Origin of the sequence: Paenibacillus xylanexedens, assembly GCF_007676705.1 — a bacterium.
GTDB lineage: Bacteria > Bacillota > Bacilli > Paenibacillales > Paenibacillaceae > Paenibacillus > Paenibacillus xylanexedens_C.
The window spans coordinates 217,185-234,707 of record NZ_VEBF01000001.1 but is presented as its reverse complement, the minus strand read 5'-3'; the positions used below and the strand labels follow the sequence as shown (position 1 = coordinate 234,707).

The following is a 17,523-nucleotide window of genomic DNA, read 5'->3' as shown; positions in this document are numbered from 1 at the left end:
TCGCGGTTTTTTGGCGTTCCAGGGGAGAGGGTCAACAAAAGATACCCAAAGTAAATAGCCCACACTATTGCGGTGATCTGGCTGCTCCTATAATAAACGTTGAAGGAGGAGTCAGCTATGCGTTCCAACTACAAACAATTTATCCGAAACGTTCCGCTTCATCTTATGATTCTGCCTGGACTGCTCATTATTATTGTATTCGGTTACATTCCGATGGCAGGTCTCTCTATTGCCTTTCAGAATTTCTCTCCCATTGCCGGATTCAAAAATATGAATTGGGTGGGATGGGACAATTTTAGGTATCTGTTCGATCTGCCGGGGTTCTCGCAGGTTGTATGGAATACGGTATTTATATCGACGATGAAAATTGTGTCCGGCTTGGTAATTCCGGTACTTGTAGCCTTATTGCTCAACGAGGTTCGCAAGACAGGATTTAAACGAACGATTCAGACCGTGATCTATATGCCTCACTTTTTCTCATGGGTTATTCTGGCGGGAATCATCGTGGATGTGTTATCTCCAAGTACCGGGATCGTTAATATGTTGCTGAAAGCCGTGGGGGTTGACCCGATTCAATTCCTGGCCAGTAACGAGTGGTTCCCTTACATACTTGTCATCACAGACCAATGGAAAGAATTCGGATTTGGTACGATTATCTATCTGGCTGCCCTCACTAATATTGATAAATCTCTGTATGAGGCCTCTGTTATGGATGGTGCGGGAAGATGGAAGCAGACATGGCATATCACACTGCCAGGCATTCGCCCGATTGTGATTTTGATGGTAACGCTTAGTCTGGGTAACGTACTTAACGGTGGCTTTGACCAAGTGTTCAACCTCTATAATCCATTGGTATATGAATCAGGAGATATTCTGGATACGATGATCTACCGGATCGGATTGCAGGATGCACAATATTCCGTATCAACAGCACTGGGTCTGATCAAATCTGTCGTGTCTTTCATTTTTATCGGACTTGGTTATTTCTTGGCCTATCGGTTCGCGAATTATCGGATATTCTAGAAAGGAGGCAGAATCATGCACCATGCTTCAAGAGCCTATCGGTGGTTTCTAGGGTTTAACTACGTCATCCTGACGATTCTTGCCTTGTTATGCCTGTTCCCGATTGTGAATATATTAGCGATTTCATTTAGTTCAAGTGATGCGGTAAAAGCGGGAAGCGTCACATTCTGGCCTGTCGATTTCACGTTGTCCTCCTATCAATACATTCTGGAAAATCAGCAATTCCTGAACTCATTCGGCACAAGCCTTCTTCGTGTCGTTCTGGGGGTTACGACCAATCTGATCTTCACGATTCTCGTAGCTTATCCGCTCTCCAAAGAGGCTGCCAAATTTCGTTCAAGAACGTTCTATGCCTGGATATTCGTATTCACCATGTTATTCAGCGGAGGATTGATCCCGGGTTACCTGGTGGTTAAGGAAGCGGGGCTGTTGGATTCCATCTGGGCTTTGATTCTGCCGGGCGCCGTTCCGATCTTCAATGTACTTCTAATGCTTAATTTCTTCCGGGGATTGCCGAAGGAACTTGAAGAAGCCTCCTGGATGGATGGGGCAGGACATTTCCGCACCCTGTGCAGCATCTACCTTCCTATTTCACTTCCCAGTATCGCAACCATTACGCTGTTCGCCATGGTGGGACACTGGAACGCTTGGTTCGATGGCATGATCTACATGAAGAGCCCGGAAGGCTATCCGCTGGCTACATATCTTCAGTCCATGTTACAGCAGGTGACGATGATTCAGAGCGAGATGATGACGCTGGAGGATGCGACGCTCTTAAGTCAGGTATCGGATAGAACCACCCAAGCTTCCCAGATCTTTTTGTCCGTTATTCCGATTCTGCTCGTGTACCCATTCCTGCAGAGGTATTTCGTTCATGGTCTTGTTGTCGGAAGTGTAAAGGGATAAGATCGATAGGAGGAAGACCGATCGATGGAAGGAGCCGATTTCTGGCTCCTTTTTTGCTATTGAGGAGAGAGAGTGAGGAGAGGAGGAGGGAAACATTGCGATTCATCCGGGGGAGATGGAAAGAGTCATCCATTGTCGTCAAACTGATGATTGCTTTTGTACTGGTCATTCTGCCCTTGTACGGGATAAGCATTATGATTACGCAACTCAGCTCCAAACAAATGCAGACGGAAGTGGAGAAGGCACATGAGTCCAAATTGTACTTCTACCATAATCATCTGCAATTCGAATTGGAGCGAATGAGTGCGCTGGTTACCGAATTTTCATTTGATGAACCCATGTCCACGCTAAGTACACGAGCCGCGATTATGAGCAGATATGAAGTCACGTCCAGTCTGAACAACATTCACAATAAGCTGGGTCAGATTATGGTGACAAGTCCCTACATTAGTGATGTGGTGTATTATGTTCCCGCTTTGCATAAACGAGTCAGTGCCGCGGACGGGATTCGGGACGTAGAGGATACCGAGTGGAAAAATCTGCTCGCGACGATGGGGAATCTGAATGGCGAATTATCGCATTCCAATAACGATCTCTATTTCCTGAAAAGTAATCCGTATAACATGAACCATGAGGAGCCACCCAATTTCATATTAGGGATACGCTTGTCTGCTGAAGAACTGAAACATCGTTTGCAGCAGCTATCGGAAACGGGCGAAAGTGAGATTACACTGAGTTTTGGTGAACAGCAACATGTAGTGATCTCTTCTTCAGAGCACCCAGCACCAGTAAAACCGATTCGAACAGTTTCGCCAGAACCGTCCGAGTCCATGCAAGTTACGAAGTTTCAATCTGATTCATATCTCTATTATTCGTTACATGATAAGGATCACTCATTCACGCTGACAGCCACTATTCCGCAAGATGTGCTGAGCGCACCGCTGGAACAATACAACGTATGGTTATGGATGGTGACCTTCATGTCGGTTGTGATCATTATTGTCTTCTCGTTTTCGATCTACCGATCGATTCACCAACCCTTAGCGGTGCTCATTCGAGGATTCAGGATGGCAGAGCAGGGCCAGACAAGCGTACATATTCCTTCATCCAGAAGGGATGAATTCGGCTATTTATACTCCCGATTCAACCATATGATAGAGCGCTTACATATTTTGATCGATGAGAATTATGTTGCACGGATTCGAACAAGTGAGGCGGAACTCAAGCACCTGCAATCCCAGATTCAACCTCACTTTCTATACAACAGTCTGTTCAGCATCAAGCAAATGGCTGAGGTGGAGAATGTGGAGCTCATTCAGGAATTCACCGACTACCTGGGTCAATATTTCAGATATATGTCCCGGGATTCTCATACGGAGGTATCGTTGGGGGCTGAGATTGATCATGCGCTGGTTTATGCATCCATTCAGAAAATCCGGTTTGGTTCGAGGATTCAATTGGAATTGGAGGATCTGGATGCAAAGTACAGAGTTATTTCTGTTCCCAGAGTCATGATTCAGCCGATTGTAGAGAATGTGTTTGAGCATGCACTAGCTAAACGTAGCCAGGGAGGTATTTTACAGATTTCGTACCAACAAGATCAGGATAACCTGTCCATTCGCATTGAGGATGACGGGGATCAGTTAAGCGACGAAACATTGAATTACCTGCAATCTGCCTTCGAGGAAACAGAGCGGAAACATGGAAACGAAGAGATAACCGGGCTCATGAATGTGAATCAGCGATTAAAAATCAAATTCGGGGCTGCCTATGGTCTTACTGCGCAGCGAAGTGAGCTCGGTGGGTTGTGCATTATAGTGAAGATTCCATGGAAAGGGGAGTAGCGTTATGCAGCGGATGCTTATTGTTGATGATGAACCCGTTATTCTGGACGGACTGTATGCGTTCTTTCAAAAAGCAAATCTTCAGGACATGGAGATAATCAAGGCATACTCTGCCTATGAAGCTATTGATTGGTTGAACTCGGTAAAGATTGATATTGTACTCAGCGATATCTGTATGCCTGGCATGGATGGCATGCAGTTGATTGAGCAGATTATGGATCGGTGGCCACGATGCAAAGTTCTATTACTGACGGGACATAACGAATTCGATTATGCACACCAAGCTATTCGAAATCCTTGCGTTGTTGATTACCTTTTAAAGACAGAGGGCATGAATCACATTCGGGCTGCAGTAGAACGGGCATTAGCACAGATCTCGGAAGAGAATGATTTTCGCTACCAAGCTGCCTGGTTTCGCAGTAAATTACCGCGAGCGCTGCCCCAGTTACAGCGTCAATTGCTGCTGGATGTGCTTAAGCGAACGGATAGACATGATACCGTTTCACTTCAAGAAGAACTGGATGCTGTACAGCTACCTTTCGAATCCGATCAACTCGTTATTCCAGTGATCATCCGGGTAGAAGAATGGAACAACTATCAATCCCAGGCGGATCGCAGTCTAATCCGCTATGCCGTTGCCAATGTTGCGGAGGAACTGCTGCAGGACAAGGCCAAGGTGAAGGCGATTGATCTGGACACTCAGGTCATCGCGTGCTTTATTCAATCGCAAGAGACGCATCCGTCACACGTATCTAATACGCAAGGGGAACGAGGGAGTCAGAAGGATAGCTGGGTACAGACCCTTCGTTTTGTCTATGGCACACTGGAGTCTGTGCAGCAATCCTGTGCGGACTGCCTGAACCTGTCTGTATCCATCATGGTCAGCGAGCAGGCGGTAGAGTGGAGCAGGGTTAATCAGGCGATCGCGCAGTTACGCCTTTCGATTCATGAGAGCCCCGGGCTTGGGATGGAGAAGCTGCTGCGTGTAAATATCCAGAATGAATTGCCTTATACCCCTAGCATTATGAATCAACAGGGTGTTGTAGCTCTGCATCTGGATCAGATCAAACAGCGAATAACCGCCGGGGACCGGGAATGGATAGAGTCATTCCATAAATGGACCGAGGCTGCGAAGGAGGGACTTCAAGATCCGTTCTTTCGCATGAAAACGTATACGGGTGCAGCTAGTATACTCATTGAAGTCCTGCATGAACTAGGGTTGTATGAGACGGCAATGGAAGAAATATCGCTGTCCCGAATGCTGCATTTTGACATCCATACCGCATGGTCCGATCTGATCATCTTCTATCAATCGGCATACGAATGGATGATCTCCAAACGAAGCGATGCCCGCGTGAACGACCAATCACAGATTCTGATCACGATCCATCATTACATCAAGCACCATCTGGAGGATGACCTTTCACTCACACGGATCGCACAGGAAGTCTCTCTTAACCCTTCTTATCTGTCGCGTTGGTACAAACGAATTACAGGCAAGGGCATATCCGACTACATCCATGACCGTAGAGTGGAGCGAAGCAAAGAGTTGCTTCTGGGTTCTTCTTGCAAGATGCATGAAATATCTGCGAAGCTTGGATTTAGTGATCAGCATTATTTTTATCGTTTCTTCAAAAAAGCAACAGGCTGTACCCCTCAAGAGTATCGGGATCAGAAAAGTTAATGTCTCAAATGGTAAATCAAAGATACCAGATGTCAACGGGATACACTCGAAGTGATAGCGCTTTCTTTGTAAGATAAAATTATATATAAGATGAGTTAATTTAAACCATGAACGGAGAGAGCAGAAAAAACCTGAAGAAGCGGAGCTAAAAGCTTTCTGTGGAAAGCTACTTCGTAAGCATTAACTCGCCTCTATCAACAGATTTCTCCCTTGGAAAAAGGGATAAAGGAAATCTGGGGATAACAGTGATCGGAAGGTTATTCTGCTATCGGAGTGGATGTTTAATATTTAAAGTTCATCTTATATACCTCACGGGAGGAGAAAAAAAGGGGGATTCGCATGAATATATCATTCAAGAAGTTCTCATTGTTAACATTAACCATGGTGCTGGCCACCACGCTTGCTGCCTGTTCGTCTGGTGCGGGAAGTGCCGAGAATGAAGCTGAGCCGAACGTGCAGCAGGATGCGGGAGGACCACTTACGAAATATGACCCACCCATTAAATTGACTTCCACCATGAATGAAACGGGGAAAGAATCGCTCGCCCAAGGAGATACACACGCCAACAATATCTGGACCAGAGGGTACAAGGATGAGCTCGGTATTGATGTAACATACGAATGGATTGTTCCGGATGCCAATTATAACGATAAGATGAATGTCACGCTGGCGAGTGGTGATCTGCCGGATGTACTGAAAGTGAGTGCTGTTCAATTCGAACAACTTCATGAAGCGGGAATGCTGGAGGATCTGACCGAAGTATATGACAAGTATGCATCCGAACTGGTGAAGGAGTTCATGTCCGCTGAGGATGGAGCAGGTCTGAAGCCGGTAACGAAGGATGGCAAAATATACGCCATGGTGAGTTTCCCAGGCTCACTGGATTCTTCAGATATGATCTGGATACGCCAGGATTGGCTGAAAAAGGTCGGTCTTGAGGCACCCAAATCCATGCAAGATGTTATCCAGATTGCAGAAGCCTTTACCTTCGAAGATCCAGACGGAAATGGCAAAGATGATACGTACGGCATTGCCTTGAACAAAGATTTACCAATAAACGCGTTCTTGCTCGGCTATCATGGTTATCTCGAAACCTGGATTAAGGATGCTTCAGGTCAAGTCGTGAATGGAACGATCCAACCGGAAGTGAAAGAAGGATTGCGTGAGCTTCAGACTCTGTATCAGAAGGGTGTGCTTGATCCCGAATTTGGCGTGAAGGATTTTGCTAAAATGATGGAGGATGTGAATGCAGGCAAGTCAGGCATGTTCTTCCTGCCACAATGGGCACCATTTCAGGTTAGCAGCATGATTAAGAAAGACAAGAACATCGACTGGATGGCTTACCCGGTTAAATCGATTGATGATCAGCCAGCCAAAACACAGAATCATCTTAGTCTGGGCGGTATATTTGCCGTTCGCAAAGGCTACGAGCATCCAGAAGCGTTGATTAAACTGCTTAATTTCCAGGCTGAAAAAATGTTCGGTGAGTCTGCCAAGGAAGAACGGGCTGCTTATTTGAATGGACTGACAGGTCTTGGTTTTCATAATGCGACAGTCTCCAACCTGCCAGCCAACAAAAATGTGAAAGCACAGGATGAAGTAGAGCAGGCGCTCAAAACAGGAGACACCTCCGGATTGGAACTCGAAGCGAAGCTGTTCTATGACGATATTATGGATTATCGGAATGGGAATCTCGATAAGTGGCATATGGAGCGTATCTTTGGCCCGGAGAGTTCACAAGGTGTGATTAAATACTATCGGGATAATGACCTGATTGTCATGAATGAATTCATCTATGCACCAACGAGAACGATGAATACCAAACAGGCAACACTCGATAAACTGAGAGCCGAGACGTTTCTGAAAATCATCTATGGTAACTTGTCGATTGACGAGTTCGATAACTTTGTAGCCAATTGGAAGAAACTTGGCGGGGATCAGATCACACAAGAAGTGAACGACACCATCGCAGCTAACCAATAAAAGGGTTGAATTTCATAAGATCAAAGAAAAAATAGGAAATGGTGCGCTCCCCTAAGGGGAGGCACCGTTTTTTTAATTGGGATTATCTGCGTTTCAATAACAGAACCCCACTGATTTCAGACGTTTTGTAGCGGTATACCACTTTGAATCCAATATCATTGTCCAGCAAGCAGTTCAGTGCATTGATCAGCCGTGCACCGGGAACCAGTGTGAACGTACATGGAGATGTATTACCAATTACACGCACACTTTGGATTCTGCGCGCAGAACCGGGAATGAGCGGATTTCTAGACCAATAGATTAATACCAGATCCGGTTGTGGAACAGCATTGACACGAGCCATCCTAATCATCTCTTTTCTATTAAGGTTCTTAATAGTAGATGAAAAAAGGATGAAAAGGTGCTAGACCATAGACATGCTGTTTAATAAATAGACCCTACTTATTCGTGGAGTGTTGCTTCGATGGTAACTTGTCCCCCGGAGTTCCTTTACCATTGTTTTTGTTATGGCGTGCTTTTTCGGCATTTTCGTTAACTTTTTTCACAAAATCTTGAGTACTCTCCATCTGTTCCTACAACTCCTTTCATAAGCGAAATGTGTATTCCGATTCTTAATATAACCATTGAAAAGTAATTTTATTTGAGGTACATGCCTAATGTTTATTGCGATACGACTTTCACCAAGGTCAATTGGGACATACTGGACATGGGCAGTACAGCCGTCTAAACTAGATAGACCAGACACAATAAGAAGGGATGCGCCTATCCAGACATGTTGCAGAAATTCGGTTTTACACAATATGAAAGTCAGGTCTATGAGGCTATATTTGCACAGGATGAACCGCTTGATGCCACATCCATTGTTAATCACTCCAACGTCCCCAAAGCCAAGATCTATGAAGTGCTCAACCGTCTAATCGACAAGGGAACGGTGCTAACAACGATGGATGGGAAGAAAAAATTATATATGGCCGTGGATCTTCAGTCCATTATTCATAAGATTAAGGCAGATTTCGAGAAAGATATTGAGGAATTGAAGCGTTACAAAATCAAACGTACATTCACCGATGAACATATCTGGACGTTAAAAGATGAGTCGTCCATTGCATCGAATATTGAACAGCTTATCGAGGAGGCAGACTCATCGATTCTTTTTCTCGCCTGGAACGAGCGAATGGAGAAATATCGTGAACTGCTGGAGCAGAAAGAAAAGCAGGGCGTGTACGTTGAAGTGCTTGCCGTTGGGGGAATGGAGACATCCTTAACCCGGAAATACTCGTTGATTCCATTGCTCGACGCGCCAGAGCCTTCACAGTTGCTCATTGTGGATCATGCGTATCTGCTGTTTGCCGGTGTGGAGCACGATTCATGGAGAGCGATCAAGACGATGTCCAAACCGATTGTCAAAGCAATGACCGATTATTTCTACCATGATGTTGCCCTTACTCAAATTACCAAAAAATACGGTGACCAACTATTACAGGATGCGGAGATCGAGCGACTGCTTACCAGGTTGATCTATTAAAACTATTCTCTCAGAGAATAGTTTTTTTGTTATCTCTTCGTATGAAAACGATAATGAAAATAAGTGTTGAAACTTTCATTTTTATAGGTTACTATCGTAGTTGTAACTTTTCGAGGAGGATTCAACATGAATAAGAAAGTATATGTGCTTGCTATCGCAGCATTTGTGGTCGGAACCGTTGAACTGATCTTGGGCGGAATTCTGGACCTGATTGCTACGGATCTTCATCTTTCCCTGGCGAAGGCCGGGTACTTAATCTCTATTTTCTCTCTTGTCTATGCGTTGTCTGCGCCGATTTTATTAAATATGACAGCCAGATTTGAACGTAAAAAGGTATATATGTGTACGCTATTTGTATTTTTAATCAGTAACCTGATCTCTGCATTCAGTACCAGCTTCTACATGCTGATGGCGGGTAGAGCGCTTGGAGCCGCGACGGGCTCACTTATTTTTGTGCTCTCCCTAACCCTTGCAGCGCGCATTGTGGAACCACAATATAAAGGACGTGCCGTGGGGATCATTACCATGGGAGGCAGTGCATCGCTTATCCTGGGTGTGCCCCTAGGTATCTTTGTAGGCAACTTGGCAGGTTGGCGTGAGGTGTTTATGCTGATTGCTATTCTGACTGCAGTGGTTATGGTAGCCATCTGGATTGCAATGGACCGTGTGCAGCCTATTCCTGCTGTATCCCTGAAGAAACAGCTTACGGCTCTGTGGAATCCGAAAATGTTGGCGATCCATGCTACGACTTTGCTTGTACTGGCGGGTCACTTGACTCTATATGCGTATTTCACGCCATTCCTGCAAGAAACGCTGGGTGCCAGCGCCACGATGGTTACGTTTATCTATATGATGTTTGGGATTGCCGCTGTTGCAGGGGGAGGCATCGGGGGCATGTTATCCGATCGTCTGCACCCTGCTAAAGCCATTGTTATTGTTCTGATTCCCTTTATTGTGAGTATGGCTGTCATTCCGTTCAGCGTAGGATTGCCTTTGATCGCCTTCCTGCTATTGTTAAGCATCTGGAGTGCATTGAGCTGGACGGTTACGCCCGTTCAGAATAGTCTCATTATCAAAACTTCGCCGGAAACAGCCGAAACGCTAATCAGTACCAATTCAGGTATTGCACATGCAGGTATTGCACTGGGTACCTATATCGGCGGCATGGTGATTGATCATTCATCGATTTTGAATACTGGATGGGTTGGTTCTGTTCTGATACTGCTTGGTTTGGTGTCTGCCATCTATGCCATCAGCGTTAAGGAAAAAACAGTTCGGGCGGTTGCCTAGAATAAATACGTCAAAAGCTTGAACCTCTGCATTTCCATAATCGAATGGGTGTAGAGGTTTTTGTTGTTTCGTTAGAGTACGCGAGAGTACAATAAACCATTTTCATATAGAGGAAGACTTGTTTTATTCATGGTATTCTATATAATTAAAATAGTTTTAAAAAGTATTATCTAATGTTGAATGACATGATGTGTACCAAAGGAGCAGTGACCATGACTACGAAGCCGGATAAACAAAAAATGCTTAATGGGGCCAGATGTACATATCTATACGGCTTCTCATTATGGTAAGCCAGTCACGATTGGCAATATGTATGGATTGGTGGTAGAGCCGTTATTAATCCGGGGGTTACCATTGGAGACAACGAGAGCTTTAACTTATTTAAGATAGAAGATGGGAAGTGCTTACGAAATGATGACTGAAAAAGAAAAATCTCAATTAGGGCTCTTGTATAACGCCAATTATGATCAAGAGTTAATTGAAGAGCGTTTACATGCCAAAGGGCTTTGTTACGAATACAACCAGCTCCATCCAGGCAAGATCAATGAAAGAGAAGCGTTAATCAAGAAACTGCTCGGGAAAACGACAGACCGTTTCCTGATTGAACAGCCATTTGTATGTGATTACGGCTATAATATTGAAATTGGTGAGAATTTCTACAGCAATCATAATATTGTCATGCTGGATGGAGGAAAAATCAGTTTTGGAGATAACGTTTTTGTTGCTCCAAATTGCGGATTCTATACTGCAGGCCACCCTTTTGATGTTGAGCAGCGCAATGAAGGTCTGGAGATTGTTGGACCCATCACGGTGGGGAATAATGTGTGGATCGGTGGCGGTGTGACAGTTCTTGCCGGCGTGACGATTGGAGACAATACGATTATCGGAGCAGGAAGCGTAGTGACCAAGAATATACCGTCTGGTGTGATTGCTGCGGGTAATCCTTGCAGGGTCATTCGCAAAATAACGGAAGAAGACAAAAGAAAGTACAGCAGGGATGTAGTGAAGAACATATAGTGAAGAACGTGGTAGTGGTAGTAGCCAATGAGAATGCCCGATGTGTATCATCGGGTGTTTCTTTTTGAAAATAAATATAAAATCCCCCGGACAGAAAACATGCCAAGGCATCGAATAACCGACCTTTTCATGTGATTTGTCTGGAGGATAGTAGGAATGTTCTGCTACATGTGATTTATAAGATCTTAACGTTTCAAGCTTTTTCCGTTACTACCGATCACTTCTTTGTACCAATGGAAGGATTTCTTGCGGTAGCGTTCGAGTGTGCCTGATCCATCATCATGACGGTCGACATAGATATAGCCATAACGTTTTTTCAACTGGGCAGAGGACGCACTGACAACATCGATACAACCCCATGAGGTGTACCCCATAATTTCCACGCCATCTTCAATGGCTTCGCCAACCTGAACCAGATGATCATTCAGATACTGGATTCGGTAGTCATCTTCAACGGTTTTCTCGCCGTCAGCACCCGTGATCAATTCGTCCACAGCTCCCAGGCCATTCTCGACAATAAACAGTGGTTTCTGATAACGGTCATAGAACATGTTGAGGACATAACGCAAGCCTTGCGGGTCGATCTGCCATCCCCATTCACTTGCTGGCAGATAAGGGTTAGGCACACCCCCAAGCAGGTTACCTTCACCTGTGACTTGTTTGTCCGGATCTACCGTCTGACAGATGCTCATGTAATAACTGAAAGAGATGAAATCTACCGTATTCAGCAGCATTTCCTCGTCGCCAGCTTCCATCTGAATCTCGATCCCATTTTCACGGAAATAACGTTTCATATATCCAGGGTAGCGACCTCTTACGTGTACATCGCCGAAGAAATAGTTGCTGTGCTCGAATTCCATGACTTTGATCATATCGTCTGGATTCGGTGTTAGCGGGTAGGTAGGCATACTGAGCATCATACAACCAATCTGTGCCGTAGGAATGATCTCATGACAGAGCTTCACGGCAGAAGCACTAGCTACAAACTCATGATGGATCGCCTGATACAGATCTTGCTTGCTAAGCTTCTCTTTCGGTGTGTAGATGCCTCCACTCATGAATGGTGCTTCGAGAATTGAGTTGATTTCGTTAAAAGTAAGCCAGTATTTTACTTTGTTCTTATAACGTTTAAATACGGCAGTTACATAACGCTCATAGAATCCAACCATTTTCCGGTTAACCCAACCGTCATATTCTTTGGACAGGTGCAGCGGTGTCTCATAGTGGGAGAGCGTAACCAGTGGTTCGATCCCGTATTTGTGACACTCGTCAAACAGATCATCGTAGAACTGCAATCCTTCTTCATTCGGCTCAAGCTCGTCCCCTTTCGGAAAAATCCGGGACCAAGCAATGGAAGTACGGAAAACTTTGAAGCCCATCTCTGCAAACAGTTTCACATCTTCCTTATAGCGATGATACAGATCAATACCGATCAGTTTCATGTTATCTTCAGTGGGTTCTTCCGTGATTGGACCCATGATGCCTTTGGGAGCTACATCCTGTGTAGATAATCCTTTGCCGCCTTGATTGTATGCACCCTCAGCCTGGTTGGCTGCAATTGCGCCACCCCACAGGAAGTTTTCCGGGAATTGATAGGTTTGATTTTGAGAGTTGCTCAAGTGTATCGCTCCATTCATCAAATTGATTTTAAGATGATTCATGTATGACATAAAAAAAGCTTAAACGTTGTAACGGGTTACACGTCAAGTTTTACTTTTGACCCCAAATTAAGGCATACTATTATTCTATAGTTGGTTAGCAAGAAGGGAGTCTCCGATGTCCAAGTTCGATGAAATTATGAAGCGGTCCGGTTACTCAAAAGCGACAGTGTCACGCGTGATTAATCATTCTCCGCATGTTAGTGATGAAGCAAGACAGATCATAACGGATATTATGAAACAATTGAATTATATTCCCAACCGGAATGCGGTATCGTTATCTACAGGACAGACGAAGCAGATTGGAATTGTGACCTCTACCACGAGTGAGATCATTCTTACATTCATGAATCAATTCATAGATACAGCCATGGATTTCGGATTTCAGACGATTATCTATACATCCCGTGGAGATCCGGAGATTGAATTGCAGGCGTTCGAAGATCTGCGCAGCAAACGAGTGGATGGGCTTGTTATTATTGCTTGTGTCAATAACCCTCGCAAATTGAAGGAATATCGTGAGTATGGACCCATTGTCTCCTGGCAGCGAATGGGGAATGATGAGATTCCGTCTGTTGCTATGGATCAGGCAGAAGGGTATAAGTTAGCTCTGGAGCATCTGTTTTCTAGAGGATACACCCGAATTGCCAATGTATTCGGCAGAGCTGAAAGTCTGAATACCCAGAGCCGCCGTGAAGCCTATGAATCTTTCATGAAGAGCAGAGGGTTGCATGTGTGGACTGAAGCGTATCAATATTCCGTATTTAGCTCGTCAGATGGCGAAGAGGCGTTGCGAAGAATGGCAGAGGGGTCAGAACTTCCACAGGCCGTATTATGTTCGAATGATTATGCAGCCATCGGCATTTTGAGTGAAGCACGCAGAAGGAATATTCAGGTACCGGAACAACTCGCCATTGTTGGGTTCGATGATATCGAACTTTCCCGTGTTCTCGGAATCACGACCATACACAATCCCATTGCGGAGCAGGCCACCCAGGCTTTTCATCAATTGTGGGCCGTATTGGGTAAAACGGAGTTACAGACCGAACAGCTGACATACCAGCTGATTGAACGTGAGACGACTTGAATCCGTAACACCTGATGTAGGAAGCAGCGATTACGGATTCAATAATTATTCAAATTTGAAGCATCTTCGATTCCGAGTCATACGTTATACTGAATATGAGCTTCAGAACGACATCTCTGTACAAAGATGTGGCGTGAAGTTTTCGTATCATGTTACAAGTTACATATTTCACAAACGATCTGCGGGAAAGGTGAGAATGGACTTTATGAAGACAGTGACAGGCCGATTCAGAATTGCGGGCATATGGGAGGGCGTATCATTACTTCTGTTGATTTTTATTGCTATGCCTCTGAAATATTTTGCAGATATCTCTTCCGCTGTAGCCGTAATGGGCATGATTCATGGTATTTTATTTCCTTTGTACCTTATTGCGCTAGTGCATTTGGCTGTGGTCAAAAAGTGGAAGATCACGCGCTGGTTGATGGGTGGACTCGCCGGTCTATTGCCTTTTGGAACTTTCGTATTTGAATCCTATCTTCGGAAGAAAGATTGGAAGTAAACATCCAATAGAAGAAAAGTCAAAGCAGGCGACCAACTACGGATCATATCCGAACAGGTCGCCTGTTGAGTTCGATGCGAGTTTTATTTCACTGTACCTTGCTGACGATCAGACAGCAGGCTTACGCCAATATCGCCAGAAGCATTCGACACAGGGGCATATGCCGAGAAGGAAGTAACAACAACCAGGGCAGTGAACAGGAATAAGAATGATTTCTTCATACCATAACCTCTTTCATATGGGGATATATTCCATTTGATTCTAACGCACATAGGCTATACTTGAAAAGTAAAAGTTTAAATGAGCAAGCTATTGAATGACTGAAAGGGTTGAGCTTCTATGAAAGATATTCATGAGTTAACATCCATAGAAATGGTTGAAGAAGCTATTCAACAACATGAATTGGTTTTTTTGTATGTATCTCGTCCAGAGTGCAGTGTATGTCACGCTTTACTCCCCAAGATCAGGGCGTTGCTTGAACCTTATCCATCGGTATACCTGGGTCACATTAATGCTAATGAAGTGGAAGAGGTTGCTTCCAAGTTTCTTATTTTTACCGTTCCAACAATGATCATGATTGTGGAGCAGAAGGAATACATTCGAGCGGATCGCTTTGTTCGCTTGGAACGTTTGGAGGAGCAACTGCAACAGATTCACTCCATGTATATCCAGGATGGGGAATAGTAAGCTAAAGCTTCATGAACGGCGGCTCACACGTGAGCCGTTTTTTTTTTGCGCCCGCAGTAACGTATGGTTATACATAAAGTACGTGATGCATGAACTCACAAATTAAAGTGTTGCCATGAAAACGGTTTTATGATAATTTAAACATTATAAAAACGTTTTTATAGCAAAGGAACAAAACTTATGGCAAAGATAACGATAAAAGATGTAGCAAGGGAAGCTGGCGTATCCATATCGACGGTCTCTAACGCCTTGAATGGTGTAGATGTCTTGAACCCGGAGACCAAATCGCATGTTCTCAAGGTGGCAGAGCGATTGAATTATGTGCCCAATCTGAACGGTAAGCTGTTGAAATCAGGTCAAACCAAGATGCTGGGATTTTTCACCACAAGTGTATCGGGTCCATATTTCTATAAGCTGGTGGAGTCGATGTCTCGTGAATGTGATCGTCTGGGGTACGGGCTGAATGTATTTGTGACCAAGGATAAACACGTTATTATGAGTAATATTCTGGGTCGACGGGTGGATGGTGTCATTATCTACGAAGAGCTTCGGATCGATGAGCAAGATATTATCGCCATGGAGAAAGACAAGATCAAGGCTGTTTTTCTGGATCGGGTCTATCAGAGCGATACGATGGGAAGTGTCATTTTTGACTCGTACGTGGCGGCTTACGAAGCTACCAAGTATTTAATTGGGCTGGGGCACAAGAACATTGCGTATATTTCGGGTGTGGATACGATGTTTGACAGTGTACAGCGTAGAGATGGCTATCTGGCTGCCCTGCGTGAATACCAGCTTCCAATCGATGAAGATTACATTATACAGGGGTATTTCGAGGAGGATAGCACATATAGTGCTATAAAATCTTTTCTTCACTTGCATCCCGGCAAGCGGCCTGATGCATTTCTTGCAGGGAATGACTTGAGTGCAATTGGCTGTATGCATGCGTTGAAGTCTGAGGGCTTTGAAGTGCCTCAAGACGTTAGTGTCGTGGGTTTCGACGATATTGATATCGCACAGTATTTTTCTCCACCGCTCACAACGGTAAGAAATCAAATTGCGAGACAGGGTATCCTGGCCATCAATCAACTGGTGGGCATGATCAAGGAGAAAGAACAAGGGGCTGCACAGAAATTGGCGGGTGAGCTGGTGGTTCGAGGTTCAAGCCATGTGAAGATCGACCGGAAAGGCTACCGTACATAAGTTGACTTAGCTTCTTCTCCGGTCTTTTTTTACATAAATATAAACAAAGGGAGTTTTTATGTCGAAAAATAAAAACGTTTTTATGACAATGTAGCAGATGGAGGGGAGTAAAAGAACGTGGAAAAATTAGCTGTAGAGAGATCAACCGGTAAAAATGCGATCAATCCCAATGGCAAGAAGCCCATCGGACAACGGATCAAAGAATTCATAGTAGATTATCGGAGACAATGGGAGATTCAATCGATGATTATCCCGGGCATTATCTTTATGATTATTTTCTGTTATATCCCGATTTACGGTTTGACGATTGCCTTCAAAAATTACACGGTCATTGATACGCTGGCTACCGCTCCTTGGGTAGGGCTGGATAATTTCAGAATCATTTTGTCAGACAAATATTTCTGGGATGCAGTCGTGAATACACTGGGGATTAGTTTTTTGAAACTGGGAATCGGGTTCGTCATTCCTATCATTCTCGCGATCATGATCTATGAGTTAAACAGCGGACGATTCAAGAAGTTTGTGCAAACGGTTTCATATTTACCCCACTTTTTGTCTTGGATCGTACTTGGGGGAATGCTGATTACCTGGTTTTCAACAACGGGCTTATTTAATCAATTGTTACTTAGCCTGGGAGTGATCTCTCAACCGCAGAACATCTTGCTGGATGCAGGCAAGTACTGGTGGATTGCTACTTTATCGGATATTTGGAAAGAAGCAGGTTGGGGAACGATCCTGTATCTGGCGATCATGGCGAAGATTGATCCTACGTATTATGAAGCTGCCAAAATCGATGGTGCAAGCCGTCTTAGACAGATCTGGAATATCACCATACCCAACATGAAATCGATCATCAGCTTAAATCTGATTCTAACTGTAAGCGGTTTATTGGGGTCGAATCTGGATCAGACACTGGTTCTCATGAACTCCCAGAACCGCGACAAAGCGGAAGTCATCAATTCGTACGTCTATCGTATGGGGATGTCTCAGGGTGACTTTTCATATGCAACGGCCGTTGGCTTGGGTGTCTCCATCATCTCAGTCATTCTACTCGTCACGGCGAACAAAATTACGAGCAAACTAAACGATAATCAATCTGTGTTGTAGAAGGAGGCAT

17 protein-coding genes and 1 pseudogene are annotated in these 17,523 nt (G+C 44.5%); 14 read left to right on the top strand and 4 right to left on the bottom strand.

Translation table 11 applies throughout. From position 1 onward, the window contains the following. Positions 1-117 precede the first annotated feature (117 nt). The 5 genes from FS628_RS01015 to FS628_RS00995 all read left to right on the top strand — a co-directional run bounded on the left by FS628_RS01015 (position 118) and on the right by FS628_RS00995 (position 7,440). The gene (locus tag FS628_RS01015) at positions 118-1,023 is read left to right on the top strand and encodes an ABC transporter permease (RefSeq protein ID WP_145317757.1); all 906 of its coding nucleotides are present in this window, start codon (positions 118-120) and stop codon (positions 1,021-1,023) included. 15 nt (positions 1,024-1,038) lie between these two features. After that, a complete protein-coding gene (locus tag FS628_RS01010; protein ID WP_127545810.1) occupies positions 1,039-1,929 on the top strand; it encodes a carbohydrate ABC transporter permease in 891 nt (296 codons plus the stop codon). A gap of 95 nt (positions 1,930-2,024) precedes the next feature. Continuing rightward, on the top strand, positions 2,025-3,773 hold the full coding sequence (locus FS628_RS01005; protein ID WP_260870892.1) for a sensor histidine kinase: 1,749 nt from the start codon (positions 2,025-2,027) through the stop codon (positions 3,771-3,773). 4 nt (positions 3,774-3,777) lie between these two features. Next, positions 3,778-5,457: a response regulator gene (locus FS628_RS01000; RefSeq protein WP_145317754.1), complete on the top strand. Its 1,680-nt coding sequence runs from the start codon at positions 3,778-3,780 to the stop codon at positions 5,455-5,457. A gap of 339 nt (positions 5,458-5,796) precedes the next feature. Next, positions 5,797-7,440, top strand: coding sequence for an extracellular solute-binding protein (locus tag FS628_RS00995; protein ID WP_145317751.1), 1,644 nt, complete (start codon positions 5,797-5,799; stop codon positions 7,438-7,440). A gap of 82 nt (positions 7,441-7,522) precedes the next feature. Here the strand turns inward: FS628_RS00995 and FS628_RS00990 are convergent, their stop codons facing one another. Together FS628_RS00990 and FS628_RS00985 are read right to left on the bottom strand one after the other, a co-directional pair. Continuing rightward, positions 7,523-7,783: a hypothetical protein gene (locus tag FS628_RS00990; RefSeq protein WP_145317749.1), complete on the bottom strand. Its 261-nt coding sequence runs from the start codon at positions 7,781-7,783 to the stop codon at positions 7,523-7,525. Between the two features lie 94 nt (positions 7,784-7,877). Then, positions 7,878-8,006 (bottom strand): DUF4023 family protein, encoded by a 129-nt coding sequence (locus FS628_RS00985; RefSeq protein WP_047842809.1) that lies wholly within the window; start codon positions 8,004-8,006, stop codon positions 7,878-7,880. A 206-nt stretch (positions 8,007-8,212) separates the two neighbouring features. Here FS628_RS00985 and FS628_RS00980 point away from each other — a divergent pair, with 206 nt between their 5' ends. The 4 genes and pseudogenes from FS628_RS00980 (at position 8,213) to FS628_RS00965 (ending at position 11,272) form a co-directional block, all read left to right on the top strand. Next, positions 8,213-8,965 (top strand): TrmB family transcriptional regulator, encoded by a 753-nt coding sequence (locus FS628_RS00980; RefSeq protein WP_145317746.1) that lies wholly within the window; start codon positions 8,213-8,215, stop codon positions 8,963-8,965. Positions 8,966-9,091: 126 nt separating this feature from the next. Next, positions 9,092-10,255, top strand: a complete 1,164-nt coding sequence (locus tag FS628_RS00975) for an MFS transporter (protein ID WP_145317743.1) — start codon at positions 9,092-9,094, stop codon at positions 10,253-10,255. A gap of 228 nt (positions 10,256-10,483) precedes the next feature. Further along, positions 10,484-10,620, top strand: a pseudogene (locus FS628_RS00970) (acetyltransferase); the annotation flags it as partial. 49 nt (positions 10,621-10,669) lie between these two features. Further along, entirely contained in the window at positions 10,670-11,272 is a 603-nt protein-coding gene (locus FS628_RS00965) for a sugar O-acetyltransferase (protein ID WP_145321302.1), read from the top strand. 185 nt (positions 11,273-11,457) lie between these two features. On the opposite strand, the gene FS628_RS00960 is transcribed toward FS628_RS00965, so the two are convergent. Continuing rightward, positions 11,458-12,909, bottom strand: a complete 1,452-nt coding sequence (locus FS628_RS00960) for a glycoside hydrolase family 1 protein (protein ID WP_145321300.1) — start codon at positions 12,907-12,909, stop codon at positions 11,458-11,460. 139 nt (positions 12,910-13,048) lie between these two features. On the opposite strand from FS628_RS00960, the gene FS628_RS00955 reads away from it, so the two are divergent. Together FS628_RS00955 and FS628_RS00950 are read left to right on the top strand one after the other, a co-directional pair. After that, on the top strand, positions 13,049-14,017 hold the full coding sequence (locus FS628_RS00955) for a LacI family DNA-binding transcriptional regulator (protein WP_145317741.1): 969 nt from the start codon (positions 13,049-13,051) through the stop codon (positions 14,015-14,017). Between the two features lie 205 nt (positions 14,018-14,222). Continuing rightward, entirely contained in the window at positions 14,223-14,516 is a 294-nt protein-coding gene (locus FS628_RS00950; protein ID WP_145317738.1) for a DUF3817 domain-containing protein, read from the top strand. Positions 14,517-14,599: 83 nt separating this feature from the next. Here FS628_RS00950 and FS628_RS31225 read toward each other — a convergent pair whose 3' ends face one another. Beyond that, entirely contained in the window at positions 14,600-14,737 is a 138-nt protein-coding gene (locus tag FS628_RS31225) for a hypothetical protein (protein ID WP_167350856.1), read from the bottom strand. A gap of 118 nt (positions 14,738-14,855) precedes the next feature. On the opposite strand from FS628_RS31225, the gene FS628_RS00945 reads away from it, so the two are divergent. The 3 genes from FS628_RS00945 (at position 14,856) to FS628_RS00935 (ending at position 17,513) form a co-directional block, all read left to right on the top strand. Then, positions 14,856-15,200, top strand: coding sequence for a thioredoxin family protein (locus tag FS628_RS00945; protein ID WP_145317735.1), 345 nt, complete (start codon positions 14,856-14,858; stop codon positions 15,198-15,200). A 183-nt stretch (positions 15,201-15,383) separates the two neighbouring features. Beyond that, complete coding sequence (locus tag FS628_RS00940; protein ID WP_145317732.1) at positions 15,384-16,406, top strand: LacI family DNA-binding transcriptional regulator; 1,023 nt, start codon at positions 15,384-15,386, stop codon at positions 16,404-16,406. A 117-nt stretch (positions 16,407-16,523) separates the two neighbouring features. Continuing rightward, positions 16,524-17,513, top strand: coding sequence for an ABC transporter permease (locus FS628_RS00935; RefSeq protein ID WP_222125162.1), 990 nt, complete (start codon positions 16,524-16,526; stop codon positions 17,511-17,513). Positions 17,514-17,523: the final 10 nt, after the last annotated feature.